General features: G+C 67.9%; 22 protein-coding genes. 18 read left to right on the top strand and 4 right to left on the bottom strand.

The window, feature by feature from the left end:
- The first annotated feature begins 5 nt into the window (after window positions 1-5).
- The 7 genes from ACN469_RS05240 (at window position 6) to ACN469_RS05210 (ending at window position 6,171) form a co-directional block, all read left to right on the top strand.
- Window positions 6-1,076: a hypothetical protein gene (locus ACN469_RS05240; RefSeq protein WP_498764748.1), complete on the top strand. Its 1,071-nt coding sequence runs from the start codon at window positions 6-8 to the stop codon at window positions 1,074-1,076.
- Window positions 1,076-1,930: a hypothetical protein gene (locus ACN469_RS05235; RefSeq protein WP_498764746.1), complete on the top strand. Its 855-nt coding sequence runs from the start codon at window positions 1,076-1,078 to the stop codon at window positions 1,928-1,930. The genes ACN469_RS05240 and ACN469_RS05235 overlap by 1 nt, the downstream gene beginning before the upstream one ends.
- A gap of 20 nt (window positions 1,931-1,950) precedes the next feature.
- On the top strand, window positions 1,951-2,139 hold the full coding sequence (locus tag ACN469_RS05230) for a hypothetical protein (protein ID WP_498764816.1): 189 nt from the start codon (window positions 1,951-1,953) through the stop codon (window positions 2,137-2,139).
- A gap of 453 nt (window positions 2,140-2,592) precedes the next feature.
- The gene (locus tag ACN469_RS05225; protein WP_498764744.1) at window positions 2,593-3,402 is read left to right on the top strand and encodes a TadE/TadG family type IV pilus assembly protein; all 810 of its coding nucleotides are present in this window, start codon (window positions 2,593-2,595) and stop codon (window positions 3,400-3,402) included.
- 74 nt (window positions 3,403-3,476) lie between these two features.
- A complete protein-coding gene (locus ACN469_RS05220) occupies window positions 3,477-4,931 on the top strand; it encodes a hypothetical protein (protein WP_498764742.1) in 1,455 nt (484 codons plus the stop codon).
- A gap of 65 nt (window positions 4,932-4,996) precedes the next feature.
- Window positions 4,997-5,995 (top strand): hypothetical protein, encoded by a 999-nt coding sequence (locus tag ACN469_RS05215; protein ID WP_498764740.1) that lies wholly within the window; start codon window positions 4,997-4,999, stop codon window positions 5,993-5,995.
- Window positions 5,995-6,171, top strand: a complete 177-nt coding sequence (locus ACN469_RS05210) for a hypothetical protein (protein WP_498764738.1) — start codon at window positions 5,995-5,997, stop codon at window positions 6,169-6,171. Before ACN469_RS05215 ends, ACN469_RS05210 begins: the two co-directional genes overlap by 1 nt.
- Window positions 6,172-6,195: 24 nt before the next feature.
- Here the strand turns inward: ACN469_RS05210 and ACN469_RS05205 are convergent, their stop codons facing one another.
- Window positions 6,196-7,428: an ABC transporter substrate-binding protein gene (locus ACN469_RS05205; RefSeq protein WP_498764814.1), complete on the bottom strand. Its 1,233-nt coding sequence runs from the start codon at window positions 7,426-7,428 to the stop codon at window positions 6,196-6,198.
- A gap of 180 nt (window positions 7,429-7,608) precedes the next feature.
- On the opposite strand from ACN469_RS05205, the gene ACN469_RS05200 reads away from it, so the two are divergent.
- The 7 genes from ACN469_RS05200 to sufT are packed head-to-tail and all read left to right on the top strand — an operon-like array spanning window position 7,609 to window position 13,918.
- Window positions 7,609-8,127, top strand: a complete 519-nt coding sequence (locus ACN469_RS05200; RefSeq protein WP_498764737.1) for an SUF system Fe-S cluster assembly regulator — start codon at window positions 7,609-7,611, stop codon at window positions 8,125-8,127.
- A complete protein-coding gene (sufB, locus tag ACN469_RS05195) occupies window positions 8,124-9,560 on the top strand; it encodes a Fe-S cluster assembly protein SufB (protein WP_498764735.1) in 1,437 nt (478 codons plus the stop codon). The genes ACN469_RS05200 and sufB overlap by 4 nt, the downstream gene beginning before the upstream one ends.
- A gap of 2 nt (window positions 9,561-9,562) precedes the next feature.
- The gene (gene sufC, locus ACN469_RS05190) at window positions 9,563-10,354 is read left to right on the top strand and encodes a Fe-S cluster assembly ATPase SufC (RefSeq protein ID WP_498764734.1); all 792 of its coding nucleotides are present in this window, start codon (window positions 9,563-9,565) and stop codon (window positions 10,352-10,354) included.
- Window positions 10,351-11,679: a Fe-S cluster assembly protein SufD gene (gene sufD, locus ACN469_RS05185; RefSeq protein ID WP_498764732.1), complete on the top strand. Its 1,329-nt coding sequence runs from the start codon at window positions 10,351-10,353 to the stop codon at window positions 11,677-11,679. The genes sufC and sufD overlap by 4 nt, the downstream gene beginning before the upstream one ends.
- On the top strand, window positions 11,676-12,899 hold the full coding sequence (locus ACN469_RS05180; RefSeq protein WP_498764730.1) for a SufS family cysteine desulfurase: 1,224 nt from the start codon (window positions 11,676-11,678) through the stop codon (window positions 12,897-12,899). The genes sufD and ACN469_RS05180 overlap by 4 nt, the downstream gene beginning before the upstream one ends.
- Window positions 12,896-13,357, top strand: coding sequence for a Fe-S cluster assembly sulfur transfer protein SufU (gene sufU, locus ACN469_RS05175; RefSeq protein WP_498764728.1), 462 nt, complete (start codon window positions 12,896-12,898; stop codon window positions 13,355-13,357). The genes ACN469_RS05180 and sufU overlap by 4 nt, the downstream gene beginning before the upstream one ends.
- Window positions 13,358-13,375: 18 nt before the next feature.
- Window positions 13,376-13,918 carry a putative Fe-S cluster assembly protein SufT gene (gene sufT, locus ACN469_RS05170; protein WP_498764726.1) on the top strand — a complete coding sequence of 181 codons (543 nt, stop codon included), beginning with the start codon at window positions 13,376-13,378 and terminating at the stop codon, window positions 13,916-13,918.
- 159 nt (window positions 13,919-14,077) lie between these two features.
- On the opposite strand, the gene ACN469_RS05165 is transcribed toward sufT, so the two are convergent.
- Window positions 14,078-14,776, bottom strand: coding sequence for a type 1 glutamine amidotransferase domain-containing protein (locus ACN469_RS05165; RefSeq protein ID WP_498764724.1), 699 nt, complete (start codon window positions 14,774-14,776; stop codon window positions 14,078-14,080).
- 238 nt (window positions 14,777-15,014) lie between these two features.
- On the opposite strand from ACN469_RS05165, the gene ACN469_RS05160 reads away from it, so the two are divergent.
- The 4 genes from ACN469_RS05160 (at window position 15,015) to ACN469_RS05145 (ending at window position 18,589) form a co-directional block, all read left to right on the top strand.
- Window positions 15,015-16,139, top strand: a complete 1,125-nt coding sequence (locus tag ACN469_RS05160) for an isoaspartyl peptidase/L-asparaginase family protein (RefSeq protein ID WP_498764722.1) — start codon at window positions 15,015-15,017, stop codon at window positions 16,137-16,139.
- Between the two features lie 135 nt (window positions 16,140-16,274).
- A complete protein-coding gene (locus ACN469_RS05155) occupies window positions 16,275-16,658 on the top strand; it encodes a hypothetical protein (protein ID WP_498764720.1) in 384 nt (127 codons plus the stop codon).
- An 85-nt stretch (window positions 16,659-16,743) separates the two neighbouring features.
- Entirely contained in the window at window positions 16,744-18,117 is a 1,374-nt protein-coding gene (locus ACN469_RS05150) for an alpha/beta hydrolase family protein (RefSeq protein ID WP_498764718.1), read from the top strand.
- 88 nt (window positions 18,118-18,205) lie between these two features.
- The gene (locus ACN469_RS05145; RefSeq protein ID WP_498764716.1) at window positions 18,206-18,589 is read left to right on the top strand and encodes a hypothetical protein; all 384 of its coding nucleotides are present in this window, start codon (window positions 18,206-18,208) and stop codon (window positions 18,587-18,589) included.
- Between the two features lie 180 nt (window positions 18,590-18,769).
- On the opposite strand, the gene ACN469_RS05140 is transcribed toward ACN469_RS05145, so the two are convergent.
- Window positions 18,770-21,025 carry a PQQ-dependent sugar dehydrogenase gene (locus ACN469_RS05140; protein ID WP_498764714.1) on the bottom strand — a complete coding sequence of 752 codons (2,256 nt, stop codon included), beginning with the start codon at window positions 21,023-21,025 and terminating at the stop codon, window positions 18,770-18,772.
- Window positions 21,026-21,272: 247 nt separating this feature from the next.
- Window positions 21,273-22,355 carry a hypothetical protein gene (locus ACN469_RS05135; RefSeq protein WP_498764712.1) on the bottom strand — a complete coding sequence of 361 codons (1,083 nt, stop codon included), beginning with the start codon at window positions 22,353-22,355 and terminating at the stop codon, window positions 21,273-21,275.
- Between the last annotated feature and the right edge of the window lie 184 nt (window positions 22,356-22,539).

Here is a 22,539-nt window from a genome sequence, read left to right as displayed (position 1 = left end):
TGTGCATGTTGGTCATCATCCCGGTGTTCATGTACGCGCTCTTCGTGGATGACCTGCTGAGGCACGCGCTGGACTCGCAAGAGACGGCGCTGTCCACTGTCTGGGATTACGCCGTGCAGGACTATCCGACCAAGCCGAAGAACCCTCCCCCCGAGGGCGGCGCGGCGGAGCCCTTCTATGGCTTCAATGGCGCGCAGTACTACGCGCGGCTGCAGTACTGCGACCACGAGTCGGGCCTGGACAGCTTCGGTCCCGGCAAGGGACCGGAGTGTGAGAATGACGAGGGCCACCACGCGGAGGTGTCCGCGCATGCGTGCTGGCTCAACCCGGGGGCGCAGCAGGTGCAGTGCACGCTGAACACGGCCGACCCCAATGGCGGCGGTGGCGGCGGTCCCGCGGGCGCGTACAACGTGGACCTGCACCAGTCGTACATGGACCAGTTCGGCAAGGGCGGCGTCATCCGCTGCTCGGCGCGGCTGGGCGTGCAGAACTACCTGCTGCCCAAGACCTTCCTCCAGGACTTCAGTCAGGTGAACCTGGCGCGGGAGACGAAGAAGCGCGGCAACGGCATCCACAGCAACGCGCAGGGCGGCGACTTGCAGGACGACCCGCGCGGGCTCGAGGGAGACGTCTACCTGCTGCCCTGGGAGCGCATCGCCATCGTCACCGACACATGGGCGCTCACCAAGGAGGCGAACATGGAGCCGGGGACGGAGAACGGCGACGAGGAGGACCTCTACGTGCGCCTGGCGCAGATCTACAAGAACGAGGACAACTCCGGGTACACCCAGATGTCCTCGGCCGCCGAGGCGTTCGTCAGCGAGGCCACGCAGGAGGTGCTCAGCAGCGACATCCGCCTGGATGACATGCCTCCGGGTGATGATCCGCGCGAGCCCAGCCTCTCCATCAAGCCCTTCCCGTCGAGCGGTGGGCCGGTGCAGCAGCTGCAGCAGAACGGCGGGAGCGCCAGCTACTTCAACAGCGAGTGGAAGGACTGGGACAAGGACAACAACGAGGCCACGCACAACGCCCGGGGGAACAACTACCTGGGCTGTGCCCAGTCGGAGCAGTGCTGATGCCTCGTGCCTCGAGCCTGGTCATCCGCGTGCCCGCGCTGCTGTTCTCCGTGGCCGTGGTGGGCTCGTTGATTGGCTTTGCCTGGGAGGGCGCCGTCTACGGGCGGCGCGACGTCACCGAGGAGTGGTCTCCTCCGCCTTCGCTCGATGATGCGCCTGCCCCGAAGCCCCCGGGGAGCCGCCCGCCCGGGGAGGAGGCCGCGCTGAAGCGCGCGCTGGTGCACTTCCCCGCGTATCCCAGGGCGAGCCGCGCGGAGCTGCTCGCCGTGGACTACCTGGGCCCCGACGTGCCCATCGCCGTGGCGTGGTTCTCCACGAAGGACACGCCGGAGCAGGTGTTGTCGCACTACCGGCAGGTGTTGTTGGACAACGGGCTGCCGGTGCTCGGCGAGCGCCATGGGGAGAACGGGGGCTGGGTGGGGTACTGGAGCCCGGCCACGGAGGAGATGCGGCTGGTCTCCGTGCTGGCGCAGGGTGGCGAGACGCTGGGCTTCGTGTCGGCGGGGCAGGTGGCGCCGCTGTTGAAGCGGGCCTCGCGCGTGCCGCCCTGGATTCCGTTGCCGCCCGAGCTGAGCGAGCCGATTACGCTCTCGTTCTCCATGGAGGGCGCCTCGCACCACGTCGTCTCCGGCCAGCTTCCGGAGGCGGCTCCCTCCTCCGTCGGTGAGAAGTACCGGAACTTGCTGACGGAGAAGGGCTGGGACGTGGGGGCGGTGGAGCCGGTGGATGCGAATGGCATCGCGTTCGAGTTGATGAAGGGAACCACCCTGGGGCGGGCCACCTTGCGCACGCGCGGGCAGGAGTCCGGCGTCGAGCTGCAGCTCTCGCTGCTCCAGCGAGGTGCCGTGCCATGAATGACAGGAAGGATGTAGCGATGGCGAAGTCACCCCGGAGGCTGGGGCTTGTTCGGGCGCGTGGTCAGTCGATGGTGGAGTACGCCACCGTCACGGCCGCGCTGATGGGCTTCACGGTGATGGGCTGGCCGTTCCTGGTGCAGCTGCTGAACGCGCTGCAGCGGTACTTCGGCTCCATCTACTACGTCATCCAGTCTCCGATTCCGTAGCGACGTGGGGCCGCCCCCCGCGCGCGGCGAGGCCGTGGCAGGGGCGCGAACCACGGGCGTCGTGAGCGGGTCCGTGCGGGCCATCCGCACGTGAGCGCCGGCCCGTGTTTCCCCGTACGTGTTTTCCTTTAGACATCGTGCTGGCTGCCCTGTCGTGAGCGCCGGACGTCTGGTTGCTCTACGTGCGAGCGGGCTGCGTATGGGCCCTCGCGCCTCTCAATGATGTCGGGTGTTTGTCATTTCTGGGTGTCGTGGGTTTCCACGAGAGGGCATGGCTGTATTTGTTGGGTGCTCGTGAGGGCAGGCAGCCGGGCGCCGGATTTGTGGCGAAGACAACGGCCCGTGGGGAATGTTTGTCATTCGTGTGTAGGGGGCAACACTCCGGGTTTGGAATGGAAGTTTCGAGTCCCGGGGATTTGAAGGAGGGTGCTGTGGGCTGGTAGTGATTGGTGTATGCGATGTCGCCTCTGCTTTCACAGTGCAAGGGCACAGTCAGGACAGGCTGCGGTGGAGTCCGCGGTGGTCCTGCCGCTCTTCGTCTTCCTCATCCTGGGCATCCTGCAACTGGGGTTGATGCACCAGGCCCGACTCCTGACCAAGTACGCCGCCTACAAAGCGGTGCGGGCCGGCTCCCTCCACAACGCCAGCGTGAAGGAGATGGAGAAGGCGGCCGTCGCCGTGCTCCTTCCGATGATGGCCAAGCGCGCCCCCGGGCCGGACGGCATCGAATACGTCAAGCCGGTGAACAGCGGGCAGGAGTTCACGGACAAGTGGAACGATATGCAGGGTAACACGATAGGGACCACCGGCTTGAAGTACGCCGAGGTCACCGTCTGCGGGCCCACGAGAGAGCACGTGAGCGGAAGCGGCGAGCTGGACTTCGACGACCCCGACAACGCGACGGGCGGCGACTGGAAGCAAAGCCACCGCACCAAGCTGCGCATTCAGGTGACGTTCAACTATCGGCTCGTCATCCCGTTCGCGGACCGGGTCATCTACAACGCGGCACGCGCGCGGGACATGCACATGTCGCTGCGCCTGGGCGAGGCGAAGGCGCGTGAGAAGGCCAGGGTGGCGAGGCGCAAGTTTGGAAGCAAATCCACGGGAGAGAATCCCTACGACAGCGCTGCATCGCAGGGCATGTACATCGCCCCCATTCGTGCCTCCTACAACATGCGGATGCAGTCGAACCTTTATCTCGACACCGACGATGTGCCCCCGAGGAACGAATGCCTCTTTCCGTTCACCTATCCGCAGTCGTAAGGAATTCGCATCGTCGTTCGCGGCGCGGGCAGGCTATCGTCCTGGGCTCGCTGTCCTTCCTGGTGCTGGCGTTGATGGTGACGCTGAGCTTCAACCTCAGCCATGCGCTGCGCCAGAAGATGAGCCTGCAGCAGCACAGCGACGCCATGTCGTTCTCCATGGCCGTGCTGGAGGCACGCGCGCTCAACTACTACGCGGTCAGCAATCGTGCTATCGCGGGCTCCTACGTGGCGATGAACAGTCTCCACGCGTACATGGCCGCCGCGAGCGTCACGGGCGAGATGCTGCGGGCGGGCAGGGACAACTTCAGTACGATTTTCAAAATCGAGACAGGCCTCTGCGTTGCTTGCAGGGGCATGTGTGACCACTGCAAGCACGCGATGGACGCCGCTGACATTCGGGACAAGTTCGAGAAGGAAGCCCTGAAGGTCGACAGCAATGTACGCGGTCTCGAGGGGACCTTCCGTAAAGCGATGGAGGGACTGGACCTCATGGTGGACAATGTCCACACGTCCCAGCGGGAGATCCACGAGAAGACCCTCCAGGCGGTGAAGGACGGTTCGAGCCACGGCCTGTCCCAGCTCAAGAACGACACGGCTCCGAACGTGGGCGAGCTGTCCTCGGCGGTTGGGGGCATGAACGCCAACGAGTTCAACTGCGCCGTGGATGGCATGCAGTGCCAGGGAAGCGTGGCGAATACCTCGCCAGAGGCCCGTGCCCGCGTCGTGACGGAGATAGGCAATGCGAGCCGCTCGGACTGGCCGGCGAACCGCAACGGCAGCGGTACCCCGCCGAAGCATCTGCACCCGGACTTCCTCAAGAAGCTCAAGGATATCCCGAAGTCGGGAAGCTACGTGGTGCTTCAGCACGACGGGTCCGCCAAGGCGGTCCAGAACAAGTCCCGGGTCTTCAGTGGGGGCTCGAGTGGTGGAAACCAGGGCTCCACCATCGCCGCCGCCGAGGAGGGCTCGGTACGGCATATGTGGGAGCACAACACCGTGTCATCGGACTACGACACCACCGTCTGGAGCGACGCCAACGGTGGAGGCCACGAGAATGGAGGCCAGCAGCACCGGGGCCAGCACCGCTTCGAGGGCACCAACGCGAAGGCGCTCACCTCCTGCGCGGGCTCCGGCAACTGCTTCATGAAGTACCGCGCCAATCCCAATGCGAGCCGTGACTGGGGCCAGCCGCGTGTCTACAGCTACTACTCGATGAGGCTGAACGTGGGTGACCTGAAGAAGGCACCCTGGGAACTCAACAGCTCGCGCTCCGTGAAGTTCGAGCACGGTGCTCAGGGCTCTGGGAGCCTCACGCTGTCGGCGGCCGACGGCACGGCCATGTCCAAGTCGCTCGTGTACTACCACCGCTTCAAGCAGGGAGGCTGGGCGGAGCCGCCCAACCTCTTCGCTCCGTACTGGCGCGCCAAGCTGCATCCCTTCACCGCGCCGGAGGCCAGGCGTGTACTGGAGGATGCGGGCAACTCCGACGCGGCCACCATCGCCGACGCACCGGGGGTGTCACTGTGAAGGCCTCGACGAGACGTGAGACGCGTGGGGCTCGGGGCGCCGCCGCGGTGGAGACGGCGCTGTGCATGCTCGTCATCATCCCCGTGTTCATGTACGCCATCTTCCTGGATGACCTCCTGCGCCACGTACTGGATGCGCAGGAGTCCGCGCTCAGCGCCATCTGGGACTACACCGTGTCGGACTACGCCGCGACGCCCCAGAATGGAGAGGCTTTCGCTGGCTTCGGAGAGACCCAGCGCTTCGTACGGCTGATGTACTGCGACCACGAGTCGGGTCTGGACAGCTACAAGGCCGAACCACCGGAGTGCAAGGTTCGAAGCATGCACCACCACCAGGAACTGGTGGCTCATGCCTGCTGGATGCATCCAGCAGCCCAGGAGGTGCAGTGCACGGTCAACCAGGACGCGGTGGGGAGTTATGGCGTGACGCTGCATGCCGCCTACATGCGTCAGTTCAACCGAGGAGGCCTCATCCGTTGTTCGGCGCGCAGCGGCGTCCAGAACTACCTGCTCCCGACCACGTTCCTCCAGGAGTTCTCCCAGGTCGACCTCGCGAAGGAGAACATGGACGGTGACGTCCATGACAACGCGGAGAAGAAAGGGGACAGGTCCCGAGACACCTATTACCTCCCCTGGGAGCGCATTGCCCTGGTCACCGACACGTGGGCGCTGACGGCGCAGCAGAACCTGGGGCCCGGCCAGAAGGACACCGAGCCGACCAATGTCTACGTGCGCGTGGCACACATCTATTCGAGCCAGGAGAATTCAGGCTTCACCCAGATGTCCACCGAGGCGGAGCAGCTCGTCAGGCGGGCCATCGACCGTAAGCTGCTCTCCGACGACGTGGCGCTGGATGGCACTGCTGGAGACGACCCGCGCAACGTGAGCATCTCCATCAAGGCCCAGACAGGCAGTGGTGCGCCCTCCCAGGACATCGACCAGGGCCAGGGCAACGGCACCTACTTCAACAACGAGTGGCGTGACTGGGAAGCGAACAACAACGAGAGGACTCGCCAGCAGCGCGGTGAGTACTACATGGGCTGCCAGAATCCGGGGAAGTGCTGATGGCCGCGCTGAATCGACGCAAGCCTCGAGGCCAGTCCATGGTGGAGTACGCCGTCGTCTCCGCGGCGCTGCTGGGCATCACGACGGTGGGCTGGCCGTTCCTGGTGCTGCTGCTCAACGCGCTCCAGCGGTACTTCAGCTCCATCTACTACGTCATCCAGTCCCCCATCCCTTGAGGACGGGGGACCGGGCACGCACCGCTACGGCTTCACGGTGGTGACGAACTCCGCCTTGCCGCCGGCGACCTTCAGGACGACGGCTTCCTTCACCGCGTCGCGGTTCGCGTCCAGGGTGATTCGCCCCGCCACGCCCGGGAAGTCCTTCGTCGCGGCAATCGCGTCGCGCACCGCCGGGCCGCTCGTGTCCGGGGCGCGCTTGAGCGCCTCCACCAGCACCCGCGCCGCGTCGTACGACAGCGCCGCCACGCTGTCCGGCACGCTGCCGTACTTCTCCTTGTAGCGCGCCAGGAACGACTGGAGCACCGGGTCCGGGTTGCCCGGCGAGTAGTGGTTGGAGAAGTAGCTGCCCTCCAGCGCCGACCCACCCAGCTCGAACAGCTTGTCGGAGTCCCAGCCGTCACCGCCGAGCAAGGGAACCTTCAAGCCCACCTCGCGCGCCTGCCGCGCGATGATGCCCACGTCCGTGTAGTACCCCGGCACGAACACCGCCTCCGGCTTCAACTGCTTGAGCGCCGTGAGCTGCGCGCGGAAGTCCGTGTCACCCTTCGAGTAGCTCTCCGTGCCGACAATCTTCCCGCCGAACTCCTGGAACTTCGCGGTGAACACGTCCGCCAGTCCCATCGAGAAGGCGCTCTTGTTGTCCGTCAGCACCGCCACTCGCGACAGCTTCAGGTTCTCCCGGGCGAACTTCGCCATCACCAGACCCTGGAACTCGTCGATGAAGCAGACGCGGAAGATGTAGTCGCCCTTCTTCGTCACCTCGGCGCTGGTGGAGGTGGGCGTAATCATCGGCACCTTGCCCACCTGCGCCTTCTCCGCCATCGCCATGGACACGGAGGAGGCCGCCTCACCCAGAATCGCCACCACCCTGTCTTGAGTGATGAGCCGCGTCGCCGCCTGCGCCCCTTCCTCCGGGCGCCCCTGGCTGTCGTACACGCGCACCGCCAGCTGGCGGCCCCGCACTCCACCCGCGGCGTTCGCCTCGTTGAGCGCCAGCTCGATGCCGTTGCGCGCGGAGACGCCGAACGTCGCCTCGCTGCCCGTCAGGCTGCCCACCTCGCCAATCAGGATGGCGCCCTTCTCGTCGGGCGCCACCGCCGGGCTGTTCGAGCCCGTGGGCGCCTGCGCCGCCGTTCCGGCCTTGGATGGGTCGGCGGCCTGTCCGGTGGGGGGAGCCTCGGTGGGTGCGGATTTCTTCTCGCAGCCCGCCAGGGCCAGGGCGAGCGTGGCGAGCAGCAGCAGTGGACGCATCAGCGGATTCCCTCCGGATAGCAAGAATCCCACCCTAGCCCTCTCCCCCTTGCCCTCCAACCGGGGGCATTTAGGGGCCGCGCCCGAAATGCAATGTGGACTAAATCGGTCCAGATTACATATGACGCGCCCGGAGGCCCTGAGGCCCCGTGGGAATGGACCCAGAGAGGAGAAGCGTCCCGCATGCTCCGGATGAGCAAGATGACCGACTACGGCATCGTGCTGATGACAGAGCTGGCTCGCGCGGAGGGTGGCACCCGCACCACTCGCGAGCTGGCGGCACGCACCCGTGTGCCACTGCCCTCGGCCAGCAAGGTGCTCAAGGGCTTGCTGCAGGCCGGGCTGGTGGTGTCCCACCGGGGCGCCAACGGCGGCTATGGGCTGTCGCGCCCCGCGGCGTCGCTCTCCCTGGCGGAGCTGGTGGCCTCGCTGGAAGGGCCTGTCGCGCTCACGGAGTGTGGCGTGCACACCTCCGGCGGCGGCGCGCCCTGTGAGCTGGAGTCCGTGTGCCAGATACGAGGGCACTGGAAGCTCATCAATCACGCCATCCAGGAAGCGCTGGGACGCCTGACGCTGGCGGACCTCATCGCCCCGGCGCCGCGCATGCCCGAGCGACTGGTGGGCCTGGGCACCCCCGCGAGGGCCGCGCCGGCCGCCGCCAACACCTCGACACCTTCCGCCACGACAGGAGTCCGCTCATGACCACCGACACCCTCCAGGAACTGACGCGCCGCCCGTACGCGGCCGGCTTCGTCTCCGCGGTGGAGGCGGACACCTTCCCGCCGGGGCTGAACGAGGACGTCATCCGCGCGCTGTCGGAGAAGAAGGGCGAGCCCCCCTTCCTGCTGGAGTGGCGCCTGAAGTCCTACCGTCACTGGCTCACGCTGCGCGAGCCCACGTGGCAGGCCGTCACCTACAAGCCCATCGACTACCAGGCCATCAGCTACTACTCGGCGCCCCGGTTCAAGCCGAAGAAGGACAGCCTGGACGAGGTGGACCCCGAGATTCTGCGCACCTACGAGAAGCTCGGCATTCCGTTGGTGGAGCAGCAGCGGCTGCAGAACGTCGCGGTGGACGCCGTGTTCGACTCGGTGTCCGTGGCCACGACGTTCAAGGACAAGCTGGCCAAGGCGGGCGTCATCTTCTGCTCGTTCTCGGAGGCCGTGCGCGAGCACCCGGAGCTGCTCCGCAAGTACCTGGGCTCGGTGGTGCCGCACTCGGACAACTTCTTCGCGGCGCTCAACTCGGCGGTCTTCAGCGACGGCTCGTTCGTCTACATCCCCAAGGGCGTCAGATGCCCCATGGAGCTGTCCACGTACTTCCGCATCAACGCCGCGGAGACGGGCCAGTTCGAGCGCACCCTCATCGTCGCCGACGAGGGCTCGTACGTGAGCTACCTGGAGGGCTGCACCGCGCCCCAGCGCGACACCAATCAGTTGCACGCGGCCGTGGTGGAGTTGGTGGCGCTCGAGGGGGCCACCATCAAGTACTCCACGGTGCAGAACTGGTACCCGGGTGACGCGGAGGGCAAGGGCGGCATCTACAACTTCGTCACCAAGCGCGGCATCGCCCACAAGGCCGCGAAGATTTCGTGGACGCAGGTGGAGACGGGCTCGGCGATTACGTGGAAGTACCCGAGCGTCATCCTCAAAGGGGATGACTCGGTGGGCGAGTTCTACTCGGTGGCGCTCACCAACAACCTCCAGCAGGCGGACACCGGCACGAAGATGGTGCACCTGGGGAAGAACACCCGCAGCACCATCGTGTCCAAGGGCATCTCCGCGGGCCGGGGACAGAACACGTACCGCGGGCTGGTGAAGGTGCTGAAGAGCGCGGAGAACGCGCGCAACTACACGCAATGCGACTCGTTGCTCCTCGGGGACAAGTGCGGCGCCCACACGGTGCCGTACATCGAGGTGAAGAACGCGTCGGCGCAGGTGGAGCATGAGGCGTCCACGTCGAAGATAGGCGAGGACCAGCTCTTCTACTGTCGGCAGCGCGGCATCTCTCAAGAAGACGCGGTGTCGATGATTGTGAATGGCTTCTGCCGGCAGGTGTTCAAGGAGCTCCCCATGGAGTTCGCGGTGGAAGCACAGAAGCTGCTCGGAGTGAGTCTGGAAGGGAGCGTGGGGTAGGTATGGCTTTGCTGTCCGTTCGGAATCTGCACGCCCGTGTGGGCGACAAGGACATCCTCAAGGGCATCGACCTGGAGGTGGGCGCCGGAGAGGTGCACGCCATCATGGGGCCCAACGGCTCCGGGAAGAGCACCTTGGCGAGCGTGCTCGCGGGGAGGGATGCCTACGAAGTGACCCAGGGCGAGGTCCTCCTCGACGGCAAGCCGCTCCTGGAGCTGGCCCCCGAGGCGCGCGCCGCCGAAGGAGTGTTCCTCGCGTTCCAGTACCCGGTGGAGATTCCGGGCGTGGGCAACCTGCACTTCCTGCGCACCGCGCTCAACGCGCAGCGCCGGGTGAAGGGGCTGGAGGAGCTGGATGCGATGGACTTCCTCCAGATGGCCAAGGAGAAGTCGAAGCTGGTGCAGCTCGACGCGGCCTTCATGAACCGCTCGGTGAACGAGGGCTTCTCCGGCGGCGAGAAGAAGCGCAACGAAATCTTCCAGATGGCGGTGCTCGAGCCGCGCCTGGCCATCCTCGACGAGACGGACTCGGGCCTGGACATCGATGCCTTGCGCACGGTGGCGGGCGGAGTGAACGGGCTGCGCTCGCCCCAGCGCGCCATGGTGCTGATTACGCACTACCAGCGGCTCCTGGACTACATCGTCCCGGACAAGGTCCACGTCATGGCGGGCGGGCGCATCATCCGCTCCGGTGGGCGCGAGCTGGCGCTGGAGCTGGAGGAGAAGGGCTACGCCTGGCTGGGGCTCCAGGACGGCAAGGGTGGCGCGACGAAGGGCGGGGAGGCACGGCGATGACGCCGGGCGTGACTCGCTATGTGGATGTGGCCTCGCGCTTCCAGGCGCGGGACGCGACGACGCCCGCGTGGCTCCAGCGCGTGCGCCAGGACGGGCTCGCGCACTTCGCGCGGCTGGGCCTGCCCACGACGCGCGACGAGGCGTGGAAGTACACGAACCTCGCCCCCATCGCGGACGGGGCCTTCGCGCCTGTCGCGACGACGGGGAGCACGGCGGAGCTGTCAGCGGTGGTGGCGCGGCTCGCGCTGCCCGGTCCCCGGCTGGTGTTCGTGGATGGGCGGCTGTCGCCGGAGCTGTCGTCGGTGGCGGGTCTGCCGCGCGGCCTGACGCTGAAGCCGCTGCGCGACGCGCTGGTGGAGGACGGAGCGCTGCTGGAGGCGGAGCTGGGCCAGCGGGCCCTCGCGGCCGAGCATGCCTTCACGGCGCTCAACGCGGCGCTGCTGGAGGACGGGGCCGTGCTGCGCCTGGCGCCGGGGGCGCTGAGCGAGGTGCCCGTGCAGCTCATCTTCCTGACCCGGGGCGACGCGCCGGTGCTGGCCAGTCCGCGCGTCCTCGTGGTGGCGGGAGAGGGCAGTGAGGCGACGCTGGTGGAGACGTACGCCAGCGCGACGGGCGTCACGGGCCAGGGCTTCACCAACGCGGTGACGGAGGTGACGCTGGGTGACAACGCCAGCTTGAAGCACTACCGGCTCCAGGCGGAGGGTGACGCGGCGGTGCACGTGGGCGGGCTTCACGTGCGGCAGGGTCGTGACAGCCGCTTCGTGTCTCACAACTTCGCCTTCGGCGGCGTGCTGGCTCGCAACGAGGTGCACGTCACCTTCGCGGGCGAGGGCGGTGACGCCACCCTCAATGGCCTGTACGTGGGGCGAGGGACGCAGCACCTGGACCAGCGGACGGCGCTGGACCACGCGGTGCCTCGTTGCACCAGCCGCGAGTTGTACAAGGGCGTGCTGGATGACCGGGCGCGCGGCACCTTCCACGGACTGGTGAAGGTGCGCCAGGACGCGCAGCGCACGGACTCACGGCAGCAGAACCGCAACCTGCTCCTGTCGGAGCACGCGCAGGCGGACACCCGGCCGCAGCTCGAAATCCTGGCGGACGACGTGAAGTGCGCGCACGGCGCGGTGGTGGGGCGGCTGGATGCGCAGGCGCTGTTCTACCTGCGCTCGCGAGGCATTCCCCGCGCGGAGGCGGAGCGGCTGCTCACGTATGCCTTTGCCCGGGAGCTGGTGGATGCGGTGCCGGAAGGGCCGGTGCGCGCGAGTGTCGAGGGGCTGCTGGCCCCGAAGCTTCCGGGTGCACCCCGGACGGAGGTGACGGCATGAGCTCGTTCGACGTGCAACGCGTCCGTGAGGACTTCCCCCTGCTCCGGCAGGAGGTGCGGGGCCGGCCGCTGGTGTACCTGGACAGCGCGGCGACGGCGCAGAAGCCGCAGGCCGTCATCGACGCCATCGTCCGCTTCTACCAGCACGACAACGCCAACGTGCATCGAGGCGTCCACATCCTCTCCGAGCGCGCCACCGAGGCGTACGAGGGCGCGCGCGAGACGGTGCGCGGCTTCCTCAACGCGAGGGATGCTCGGGAAATCGTCTTCGTGCGCGGCACCACCGAGGCCATCAACCTGGTGGCGCAGACGTACGGCCGCAAGCACGTGGGGCCCGGGGATGAAATCCTCATCACCCAGATGGAGCACCACGCGAACATCGTCCCCTGGCGGATGCTCTGTGAGCAGACGGGGGCGACGCTGCGGGTGATTCCGGTGGATGACCGGGGCGAGCTGGTGCTGGACGCCGTGGACGCGCTGCTCACGGAGAAGACGCGCATCCTCGCGGTGACGCACGTGTCCAATGCGCTGGGCACGGTGAACCCGGTGAAGGAGCTGACGCGCCGGGCGCACGCCAAGGGCATCCCCGTGCTGGTGGACGGGGCGCAGTCGGTGACGCACTTCCCGGTGGATGTGCAGGACCTGGGCTGCGACTTCTATGCGCTGAGCGGGCACAAGCTGTTCGGCCCCACGGGCATCGGCGTGCTGTACGGCCGCATGGAGCGCCTGGAGCCGATGCCGCCGTATCAGGGCGGCGGCGACATGATTCTCTCCGTGACGATGGAGAAGATTACGTACAACCGCGTGCCGCACCGGTTCGAGGCGGGCACGCCGAACCTGGAGGGCGCGGTGGGGCTGGCCGCGGCCATCCGCTATCTCCAGGCGCTGGGGCTGGACGCCATCGCCGAGCATGACCGGGCGCTGATGGCCTATGCCACGCAGGCGCTGGAGGCGGTTCCGGGGCTTCGCATGGTGGGCACCGCGCGCGAGAAGGCGGGCGTGCTGTCCTTCACGCTGGAGGACATCCACCCGCACGACGTGGGGACGATTCTGGACCGCGAGGGCATCTGCATCCGCACGGGCCACCACTGCGCGCAGCCGGTGATGCAGCACTTCAAGCTGCCGGCGACGGCGCGTGCGTCCCTGGCGCTCTACAACACGCCCGAGGATGTGGACGCGCTCGTGCGTGGGCTGCACAAGGTGAGGGAGGTGTTCCGATGAGCTCGGGCTCGGACGACTTGAAGGACCTCTACCAGGAGGTGGTGCTGGAGCACTCCAAGAGGCCGCGCAACTATCGCGTGGTGGAGGGCGCCAATCACGAGGCGGCGGGGCACAACCCGCTGTGCGGAGACCAGCTCTCCGTGACGATGAAGATGGATGGAGACGTCATCCGCGACATCGGCTTCCAGGGACAGGGCTGCGCGATTTCCCGCGCGTCGGCCTCGCTGATGACCGGCGTGGTGAAGGACAAGACGCGCGCGGAGGCGGAGGCCCTCTTCCAGAAGGTGCACAAGCTGGTGACCGAGGGGCCCGAGTCGGTGGACGTGGAGGCGCTGGGCAAGCTCGCGGTGTTGTCCGGCGTGAGCGAGTTCCCCGCCCGGGTGAAGTGCGCCAGCCTCGCGTGGCACACGATGCGCGCGGCGCTGGAAGGGCGAGATGAAGCGGTTTCCACGGAGTAGGGAAGGAGGGAGCGGACCATGCGAGGCGTGACGGCGATGCTGGAGCGGGAGGTTCCCGCGACCATCATTCCCAGTGGTGACAGGGTGGTGCTGCCAGAGGGCGCGGAGCTGCGGGTGATGCAGACCCTGGGCGGCAACATCACGGTGCAGGACCCCTACGGGCAGCTCTTCCGCATCGACGAGAAGGACGGCGCGGCGCTGGGCGCGGAGTACGCGCCACAGGAGAAGACCTCCGGGGACCCGAGCACCTTCCACGAGGAGCAGGTCTGGGAGCAGCTGCGCACGGTGTATGACCCGGAGATTCCGGTGAACATCGTGGAGCTGGGTCTGGTGTACGCGTGCAAGGCGGAGCCGTTGCCGGAAGGCGGCCAGCGCGTGGACATCCAGATGACGCTGACGGCGCCCGGCTGCGGCATGGGCCCGGTGCTGGTGGAGGACGTGCGCACCAAGGTCGGCTCGGTGCCCGGCGTGAAGGAAGCCAACGTCGAGCTCGTGTGGGACCCGCCCTGGGACCAGGGACGGATGACGGACGTCGCGCGGCTCCAGCTCGGCTGGATGTGACACGCGGAGGTCCTTGGCCTCGGACGCTTCGCGGAGGTCCCGCGAGGCGTCCGTCCGTGTGACGACTCCGAGGAGGGAAGGCCCCGTCTTTCGTCGCCGAGCCGAGCACCCGGGCACGCGAGCCTCATGACGTTCGCGCGCTCCGGCCCCGTGAAGCGGTCAGCGCGCGGCGAGCCTGCGGACGCCGAAGCTGAGGACCGCGGTGGCCAGGCTGCCCGCGAGCAGTCGAGGCCAGCGACTCGCGGCTTCCGTCGGCGCATGGTAGCGCGCGGGCGCGGGGTGCTCCTCGGCGTGGCGGGTGCGCTCGCGGACCTCCGGCATCTTCTCCTCGAACAGCTCCACCATGGCGCGCTCGAAGACGGGCAGGTCTTGCGGCCCCCGGCTGGAGACCCAGTTGTCGTCGCGCACCATCGCCTCGTCGCGCCACTGCGCGCCGGAGTTCTTCACGTCGTCGCGGATGCCCGGCCACGAGGTGAGCGTGCGCCCCTCGGTGAGCCCCGCGGAGATGAGCAGCCAGGGCGCGTGACAGATGATGGCGATGGGCAGGTTGAGCGAGTCCGCGTCGTGGATGAAGTCCTTCGCGAGCGCGCTCTGCCGCAGCGTGTCCGGGTTGATGAGGCCTCCGGGCAGCAGCACCGCGTCGAAGTCCGCCGCCTTCACGTCCTTCAGCATCGCGTCCACGCGGACCTTCTTGCCGGGGAGCATGTGGTTCATGCCTCGGATGTGGCCGGGAAGGAGCGACACAATCGTCACCGCCGCGCCCTGGCGCTCCAGCTTCTTGACGGGTCGCGTCAGCTCCACCTGCTCGAAGCCGCTCGTCGCCAACACCGCCACCCGCAACCCCTTCAGCTTCTTCATCGCGCGCTCCTGTCCCTGAACGCTCCCGACTCTGTGCACGGTGGGGCCGCGCTGCACGCGGGCTGAGGCGAACAGCCAGGCCTCTGCCCATGGCTTGTCGGTGGCAAGGAGGGCAGGCGAGCGGCTGTCATTGTGCCTCCCTGGTCGCCGTGCTACCGACCCGACACCCTGGCCGGGACTCGGAGTGTTGATGCCGCACACGCCTCGTCTCCCGGTCGCCGCCGCTGGAGGTCGCCGAATGTTCGCTTCGCTCCCTTCTCTTCCCCGGGGTCTCGTCGCGGGGACCGCGCTGCTCCTCATCCCCATGGGCTGCACCAGCACGGAGTCCGCGCGTGTCGATGACGCGAGGCTCACGCAGGAAGGCTCCGCCGCGCGCAAGCCTCGCTGGGGGCTGGTCATCCACGGAGGCGCGGGAGTCATCTCGCGGGAGAACCTCTCCCCGGAGCGCGAGGCCGAGGTCCGCGCCGTGCTCGAGCAGGCACTCCAGGCGGGGCACGCGGTGCTGGCCCAGGGCGGCGGCAGCCTGGACGCGGTGACGGCGGCCATCCGCATCCTGGAGGACTCGCCCCACTTCAACGCGGGCAAGGGCGCGGTCTTCAACCATGACGGCATCAACGAGCTGGACGCGGCCATCATGGACGGGACGACGCGCTCCGCGGGCGCGGTGGCGGGGCTGCGTCACGTGAAGAACCCCATCGAGCTGGCGCGCAAGGTGATGGAGAAGTCGCCGCACGTGATGATGATTGGCGAAGGCGCGGAGTCCTTCGCGAAGGCCCAGGGTGTGGAGCTGGTCGACGCGAAGTACTTCTTCACGGAGGAGCGGTGGCAGAGCCTCCAGCGCGCGCTGGAGAAGGAGCGCGCCGCTCCCGCGCCGGGACAGCCTTCGTCGTCGCTGCGTCCCGGCCATGACCCGGTGACGGGCGACCACAAGTTCGGCACCGTGGGTGCGGTGGCCCTGGACCAGGCCGGCAACCTCGCGGCGGGGACGTCCACCGGAGGCATGACGAACAAGCGCTACGGCCGCGTGGGCGACGCGCCCATCATCGGCGCCGGCACCTACGCGGACCCGCGCTGCGCGGTCTCCGCCACCGGCCACGGTGAGTTCTTCATCCGCTACACGGTGGCGCGCGACATCTGCGCGCGCGTCGAATACCAGGACCTTCCGCTGCCCGAGGCCGCCAACCTCGTCGTCAATGACGTGTTGGTGAAGGCTGGAGGCGAGGGCGGTGTCATCGCCATGGACCGTGAAGGCAACGTGGCCATGCCCTTCAACTCAGCGGGCATGTACCGGGGCTACGTGGGGCAGGATGGCCTGCCGCACGTAGCCATCTTCAAGGACCCGGAACCCCCCGCGTCGAAGTAGGTCTCCGCTGTCGGTGCGGGTGGGCCCGTGGAGGGGAAACGCGCCTGGAGTGAAAGGGGAGTGGCTCCGATAGTGTCTGCCTCCGAAGCCGCGCACCCCCGCGCGGCTCCGTGTGAGTCGAAAAGGAGCATCCGCATGCTGTCACTTCGCAAGCGCCTGCCGTGGACTGTCGTTGCCCTCCTCGCCCTCTTCGCCGGAGTCTTCTCCGCGCAGCCCGCCCGCGCGGAGTCCGCCGATGAACCTGTCTGCATTGGTGATGAGAAGGAGGCTGCTCCCCAGGCGCTCTCCGACTCCGCCTGCTACCAGTCCTTCTGTGGCGAGGAGAGTCATTGCTGGGACGCGTGTCCGTCCGCGCAGTCGGTGGCCTGCATCGGCGGTATCTGCCATTACACGCAGCAGCCCGGTGGTGGCGGTGGCGGCCCCTCCTGCCCGATGAGCTTCTGCTCCGACGATTTCCACTGCTCGTGCAAGGAAGCCCAGGGCTACTGCGGCGCCGATAACATCTGTCACTACGACTGAAGCGTTGCGCGTCGGTTGTCGGGTCCGCGACGGAAAAGTCGCGGACCCCCTTTCAGAAAATCCCCCGCACGGTGTCTTGGGGGACATGCGCACTTCTCGATGGCTGTTCCTCGCCTGGGCTCTGCTGGGCTGCTCCGCCGCCGCCTCGGACTCCAAGGACGTGTCCCCCGATGCATCGTCCGAGCTGGCCAATCCAGCGTTGTCGGTGACGGTGCTGGGCTCGGGGCAGGCGGAGGCCGGAGGTCAGGTCTGGCAGTACCACCTGCTGCGGCTCCAGGAGGTCGGCAAGGCGCCCACCTACGCTCAGTGGTTCCCTCCTCGGAACCCGGGCCTGTGGCCTACGATGATGCTCACCCGTCCCTATGACGGAATCACGTGGACGGGCGAAGCGGTGGACCAGAAGTGGGCCCAGCGAGGACCTGGAGTCCATCCCGACGACAGCGAGCCCCATCACCACGCGGGCTCGTCCCCCATCGCCTTCTCCATCAGCCCGCCCGAGTTCATCGCCGCGGAGTCGTTCTTCTACCTGTTCCATGACTTCGGCGTGCTCAACGTCTTCGGCCGCTTCTACGCGGGTGGTGACATCCAGAACGACCGGGACGACATGCACGCGGGCATGCGCTTTCTCGCGCAGGCCCCCGGCGTGGACCGCTCGCGCATCGGTGTCCATGGCGGCTCATGGGGTGGCTTCGAGGCGCTCTATGCCGCGGCGGATGCTCCGGCGGAGGTCCGGCCCAAGGTGGGCGTGGCGCTCTTCCCGCTGTCCGACTTCGCGCGCCAGTACGACTACCTCACGTCCGTGGTCCCCTCGCGCGTGTCGGACCCGGTGCTGCGCAACCAGTACGCCACCTTCTTCGAGCCCTACCGGCGCCGCATCGACGCCACCACGGGCGGTCCTCCGGGCACGCCAGGAGCGGACTACGGCCGGTGGACGCGCGAGCACCTGGCGCCGAAGCTGACCACGCCGTTCCTCGTCATCCACGAGGACTGGGACACGCTCGTGCCGGTGGAGCAGACGCAGACGCTGGCGTCCCTGGTGGGACCCCGCCTGTCTGCGATGTACCTGCTGCATTTGAATGCGCCGGACTGGAACACGCGCGGGCTGGACCACGGACTGCTGGTGGGTCAGTACGGCCACTCGGTCAACACGGTGACGCTGGGGCACCTGCTGACGAACCTGGGCGGCCCTTCCCAGCTTCTCTTCGTCCCCTTCGTGCAGGACAACCTGGTGACCTGGCTGTGGGAGGTGCGCATCCTCCAGTACTTCGGCCGGGACATGTCCGCCGTGGCCCCGCGGCTGCGCGAGCTGGCGGACCCGCGCGTGGTGTTCTTCGAGCTGACCACGGGGAACGTCATCCTCGGCGCGGAGTGGGTGGCCATCTCGGTGAACGGCCTCTGGGGAACCCAGTACACGGCCGCCAACATCCGCGAGGCGCTGTCCGCCGGACTGCCTCTCTGAGGTGTGTGCAATCGGACTGCTTGTGTATGCTGCGTGGCACCCGTGCGCTCTCGCGCCCGGGCCTGCCCGCACAAAAAGGAGCATTCCCATGAGTCTTCTTCGGTTGCCCAGTTCGTGGAGCACCGTGGTCTGCCTTGCCCTCGCGACGATGGTCCTCGCCGCGAGTCCCTCCCTCGCGGAGTCGAGCAGTGAAGCCGTCTGCGAAGGTGACGTTGGACAGGCGGCGGCGGGCGGTGGCTGGTGTCAACAGGCGGACTGCCTCTGGGAGGGAGACTGCTGGAATGCGTGTCCCGCCGCGCGGAGCGTGGTCTGCAATAGCAGCAATGTCTGCGAGTACGACCTGCCAGGAGGAGGTGGTGGTGGGGGTGGCGGTGGGCCCACGTGCCCGGCGATGGACTGCATGCCGAACGAGCCGTGCAGCTGCGATGGCCATTGGGGCACCTGCGGCGAGGACTCCAAATGCTACTTCTGAGTCGCTGGGGCGCCTGATGCTGGCGCGGGGCCGCGCGGTCCGACGATGTGAAGCACCTCGCTCTGGCGCTGATGCCGTCCTCGTGAGAGGTGCCCGCTTCCCGGGCGAGGTGTGAGTCGTTGCCTCGCGTGCGAGCCCGGAGACGCGGTCGATGGGTTGGCGTCTCCAGGGCGGCATGCGTCAGGGGGGCGGCGGGTCGGCCGGGCTTCCTGGCGACTCGGGGTGCGTGAAGGTGTCGTCGTGCTCCTCCGGTGGGGCCGCGTCGCCTTGCCAGCCAGGGATGCTCTGGTAGATGGCGACGAGGCTGGAGTTGGAGGCGGGGGTCAGGTAGCCGTGGACTCTCGTACCGGCGTCGGACCACGAGGTCCACACCTGCCAGACGCCCTGACTGTCGAACTGCGCGGGTGCGGCGACGTTGAGCGTGTAGCGCTCCCACGATTTGATGATGGCGGGCGTGTTGAAGCTGGTGCCATTGACCTCCAGCCTCAGTCCGGAGGGGATGGAGGTCAGTGCCACGTCGACGATGCGAGGCAGCACGCTGTGCGACACGGTGGTGGTTCGGCCCCGGGAGTCCGTCGCGGTGAGCAGCACCTCCACGTAGTTCTCCGTCACCGCTGGCAGGTCCTCCGGCTCGGGCGCGACGAGGATGAGGTTGTTGCCGGTGGTGGCCGTCATCAGGGGATGGGTGTGCTCGTTGTGGTGCAGCACCGCGCGCCAGGTGAGCTGGGTGTCCGGCAGCGGGCCATCCTCCGCGTCGGTGGCGTGACCCGACAACACCAGGAACTGACCCACGCGGAAGCGCAGGCTCGTCGCTGGGGAGGTGATGGAGACCGTGGGCGCGGTGTTGCCCGCGTCGATGCGAATCCTGGCGGCCTGGGTGGACGTGGCCCCGCTCGAATCCCTCACCGTGAGCGAGGCCATGTAGGTGCCGTTCGTCGTGTAGTCGTGAATCGTGGTGGCGGAGGAGGTCTGCGTCACGGGGGTGCCATCTCCGAAGGTCCACAGGTACGTCAGCGAGTCACCGTCGGGGTCGCTGCTGGCGCCGCCGTTGAAGGTGACCGTCAATGGGATGGAGCCCTGGGTGGGAAACGCGGTGATGGCGGCCATGGGCCGGCGGTTGCTCGTGTCGGTGAAGGTGATGCGGTGGACCTCTCCGCCGCCCGCGTACGTCGTGTAGTAGAGCGCCTGGCCGGTGCCCGCGGGGCCGAAGCGCAGCGTCACCGCGGAGCTGTTGCCCAGGCCCGTGGCGAACGCGCTCACCGTCACGGCGCCCCCCGGGCCCCGCGTCAGCTTGAACACCTTGCCGCAGACGTAGTCGCTGAAGAAGTAGGCACCGTCGTCCTCGGGTGCCCACGCCCCGTCGGGTGCGAAGGCGCCACCGGTGATGGAGTCGCAGCCCTGGAAGGGCGAGCCCGTGGGGTTGGTGCCGTGCTTGTAGTCGAAGAGGGGGTTGGTCATCCCCGCCGGAGGAGGCCCGCAGTTGGTGGTGGAGCCGTTGGCGCAGTGCCCCTCGCGCGTGTTCCAGCCGTAGTCCGCGCCCAGGATTCCCTCGTTGATCTCCTCCCAGAGGCCCTGGCCCACGTCGTTGATGAGGAAGCTGCTGGTACCGGGCCTCATGGCGAAGCGGAACGGGTTGCGCAGGCCCGTGGCGAAGATTTCCTGGCAGGGCCCCGTGCCCGGAGGCACGCCCGCTGGATGGGCGCAGCGGCGGCTGCCGGGGGTCGCCGCGAAGGGATTGTCCGTGGGGATTTCGCCGTTCTTGCGGACGCGGAGCATCTTCCCCAGCGGCACGTCGAGGCGGCGCGCGGTGGTGTTCTGGCCCGCGCAGCGGCTCGGGTCTCCGAGCTGGCAGCCGCCGTCACCCACGCTGATGTAGAGAAACCCGTTCGTGCCGAAGTGCAAATCCCCACCGTTGTGGTTGCTCGCCGTGGAGGGGATGTTGTCCAGCAATATCAGCTCACTGTCTGGGTCCACCGTGTTCGTGTCCGACAGCGTGAAGCGCGAGACGCGGTTGACGGGCACGTTGGGCGTGTTCGACACGCAGGTGTTGAGCTTGTTGAACGTGTAATAGAGGAAGACATGGCGGGTGATGGTGAACACCGGGTCCACCGCGATGCCCAGGAGGCCGCGCTCCCCGTTGGAGCACACCTTGGCGGCGAGGTTCAGCGCCGGTGTCGGCAGCAGGACGCCTCCGGTGAAGACGCGGAGCTGGCCCGGTTGGGTGGTGATGAGCATCCGCCCATCCGGTGTGAAAGCGAGCGCGGTGGGCCGCTCGACGCGCGTCACCAGCACCTCGGAGTATGCGGGCGGCAGGGTGATGGCGGCGCTCGTGACTCCGAGGTCGTCCGGGACCTGTGCCTCTTCTTCCGAAGGGGCACAGGCCGGGCTCAAGAGGAGCAGGGGAAGCAGCGGCGTGAAAAGACGAAGCCAGGACATCAAGGAAACTCCAGACAAAGTAGGAAGCGCCCTGGCTTTGTCTGTCAGTCTTTCCCTTGGCGAGGATTGTCTTTGGGCTTGTGCTCGGGTGGACGGTGCAAGCTCGGCGTTTGAGGTTGTCTGTCCAGAGATGCCCAGGGATGACAGCCTTTCGCCGCGCCGATTGTCGAATGAGCGCCCGCCGGATGCTTCGACGGCGGAGGCCTTGGGGGCCCCCGCCGTGGATGTCCGGTGGTGTCCGGTTCAATCAGTGGTGACGGTCGCCGCGGCCTCGGCCCCGGCCATGGGAGCCACCGCCGACGGGCGTCGCGTCGTGCGTGCGCGAGCGGTTGCCGGGAGCGGCGCGCCAGCGGTCATTGCGTCCTCCGGAGGGCTGGCCCTTCCAGCGGTCATCGCGGTTGGAGTGGTTGGAGCGGTTGCGCCAGCCGTCATTGCGGTCCCGGTCGTGGTGGCTGGGGGGCGAGGCGACGCGGTTGCGCCAGTAGCTGTTGTAGGTCGGCGAGCGCCAGACGCGGTCATGCCGGTAGTAGTGGCCGGAGGTCCGCCACGGGCGGTGGTAGTAGTAGCGGACGGCGGGCGCGCGGTACCACGTGTGGGCGAAGTAGTTGGGGTGGCCCCAGCCCACGGTGACGCGCGCGTGGCGGAAGACGGGGATGGTGACATTCACGGAGCCGCGCGGGGCCCAGCCGCCGCCGACGAAGTGCCACGACAGTCCGCGCTGCACCCAGCGGGGCGAGACGAAGACCAGGTCCGCTCGCGGCGGCGCGGCCCACGTGCCATCCACCCAGTCCCAGTTGTTGCCGCCCCAGTACCAGTAGCCGGGCTCCCAGACGAGGTTGGAGGCGGGCGCGGCCGGGCGCATCTCCTGGCGCGGCGCGGGAGGGGCCTGCTGGGTGGAGAGGGCCTCCGCGGACACGGCGATGGGAATCTCCACCTCCGTGGAGCCCTGGCGCGCCCAGCCACCGGAGACCCAGTACCAGTTGCCCCGGTCCTCTTCCCAGTAGCCGTTGACGAACTGGTAGCCCGCCATGGGGGCGACCCAGGTGCCTTGGTTGAAGCGCCACTCACCGCCGTCCCAGTACCAGTGTCCGGAGGCCCACACGGCGCCGGCATAGGGCCGCCGCGACGGGCGCTCGGTGGGCAGCGACGGAGGGGGCTGGGGGGCCATGGGCGCCAGCTCCTCGTCGGAGTCCTCGTCGTAGTCGTTGTCGGCGTACTCGCGACCGTCGTCGGAATAGCCCGGGTCCTCCGAGGGCACCGGGGCCGTCTGCGCCTGAACCACCGGGGCCGACAGCAGGGCCACCATCCAGAGCCAGCTTCGAGGACTCATGACGTCTTCTCCGTGTTGAGCATGCCATCCCCCTCGCGGGGGACTTCGATGGGCCTTCAGACGCGAGCGGGCCTCCCGTATTCAACCCGGGAGGCCCGCCGAAGTCGCCAGTCATCGGTGGGACGCCGGGTGGCCAGGCGAGCGACGGAGCGTCCGCCTCCCGCCGGTCCACCCACATGTGTCC

The organism is Corallococcus terminator (genome assembly GCF_049194865.1).
GTDB classification, from domain to species: domain Bacteria; phylum Myxococcota; class Myxococcia; order Myxococcales; family Myxococcaceae; genus Myxococcus; species Myxococcus terminator_A.
Note: the sequence above shows the minus strand (reverse complement) of the source record. Positions and strands in the feature narration are given on the sequence as shown.

What these genes read in the sequence shown, in the direction of transcription:
- sufT (WP_498764726.1), top strand. Translation starts at nt 13,376, where the DNA reads ATGCGAGGCGTGACGGCGATGCTGGAGCGGGAGGTTCCCGCGACCATC.
- ACN469_RS05235 (WP_498764746.1), top strand. Translation starts at nt 1,076, where the DNA reads ATGCCTCGTGCCTCGAGCCTGGTCATCCGCGTGCCCGCGCTGCTGTTC.
- ACN469_RS05210 (WP_498764738.1), top strand. Translation starts at nt 5,995, where the DNA reads ATGGCCGCGCTGAATCGACGCAAGCCTCGAGGCCAGTCCATGGTGGAG.
- ACN469_RS05200 (WP_498764737.1), top strand. Translation starts at nt 7,609, where the DNA reads ATGCTCCGGATGAGCAAGATGACCGACTACGGCATCGTGCTGATGACA.
- ACN469_RS05145 (WP_498764716.1), top strand. Translation starts at nt 18,206, where the DNA reads ATGAGTCTTCTTCGGTTGCCCAGTTCGTGGAGCACCGTGGTCTGCCTT.
- ACN469_RS05180 (WP_498764730.1), top strand. Translation starts at nt 11,676, where the DNA reads ATGAGCTCGTTCGACGTGCAACGCGTCCGTGAGGACTTCCCCCTGCTC.
- ACN469_RS05160 (WP_498764722.1), top strand. Translation starts at nt 15,015, where the DNA reads ATGTTCGCTTCGCTCCCTTCTCTTCCCCGGGGTCTCGTCGCGGGGACC.
- ACN469_RS05215 (WP_498764740.1), top strand. Translation starts at nt 4,997, where the DNA reads ATGCTCGTCATCATCCCCGTGTTCATGTACGCCATCTTCCTGGATGAC.
- sufD (WP_498764732.1), top strand. Translation starts at nt 10,351, where the DNA reads ATGACGCCGGGCGTGACTCGCTATGTGGATGTGGCCTCGCGCTTCCAG.
- sufC (WP_498764734.1), top strand. Translation starts at nt 9,563, where the DNA reads ATGGCTTTGCTGTCCGTTCGGAATCTGCACGCCCGTGTGGGCGACAAG.
- ACN469_RS05230 (WP_498764816.1), top strand. Translation starts at nt 1,951, where the DNA reads ATGGCGAAGTCACCCCGGAGGCTGGGGCTTGTTCGGGCGCGTGGTCAG.
- ACN469_RS05225 (WP_498764744.1), top strand. Translation starts at nt 2,593, where the DNA reads ATGCGATGTCGCCTCTGCTTTCACAGTGCAAGGGCACAGTCAGGACAG.
- ACN469_RS05150 (WP_498764718.1), top strand. Translation starts at nt 16,744, where the DNA reads ATGCGCACTTCTCGATGGCTGTTCCTCGCCTGGGCTCTGCTGGGCTGC.
- sufU (WP_498764728.1), top strand. Translation starts at nt 12,896, where the DNA reads ATGAGCTCGGGCTCGGACGACTTGAAGGACCTCTACCAGGAGGTGGTG.
- ACN469_RS05220 (WP_498764742.1), top strand. Translation starts at nt 3,477, where the DNA reads ATGGTGACGCTGAGCTTCAACCTCAGCCATGCGCTGCGCCAGAAGATG.
- sufB (WP_498764735.1), top strand. Translation starts at nt 8,124, where the DNA reads ATGACCACCGACACCCTCCAGGAACTGACGCGCCGCCCGTACGCGGCC.
- ACN469_RS05155 (WP_498764720.1), top strand. Translation starts at nt 16,275, where the DNA reads ATGCTGTCACTTCGCAAGCGCCTGCCGTGGACTGTCGTTGCCCTCCTC.
- ACN469_RS05165 (WP_498764724.1), bottom strand. Translation starts at nt 14,776, where the DNA reads ATGAAGAAGCTGAAGGGGTTGCGGGTGGCGGTGTTGGCGACGAGCGGC.
- ACN469_RS05135 (WP_498764712.1), bottom strand. Translation starts at nt 22,355, where the DNA reads ATGAGTCCTCGAAGCTGGCTCTGGATGGTGGCCCTGCTGTCGGCCCCG.
- ACN469_RS05140 (WP_498764714.1), bottom strand. Translation starts at nt 21,025, where the DNA reads ATGTCCTGGCTTCGTCTTTTCACGCCGCTGCTTCCCCTGCTCCTCTTG.
- ACN469_RS05240 (WP_498764748.1), top strand. Translation starts at nt 6, where the DNA reads ATGTTGGTCATCATCCCGGTGTTCATGTACGCGCTCTTCGTGGATGAC.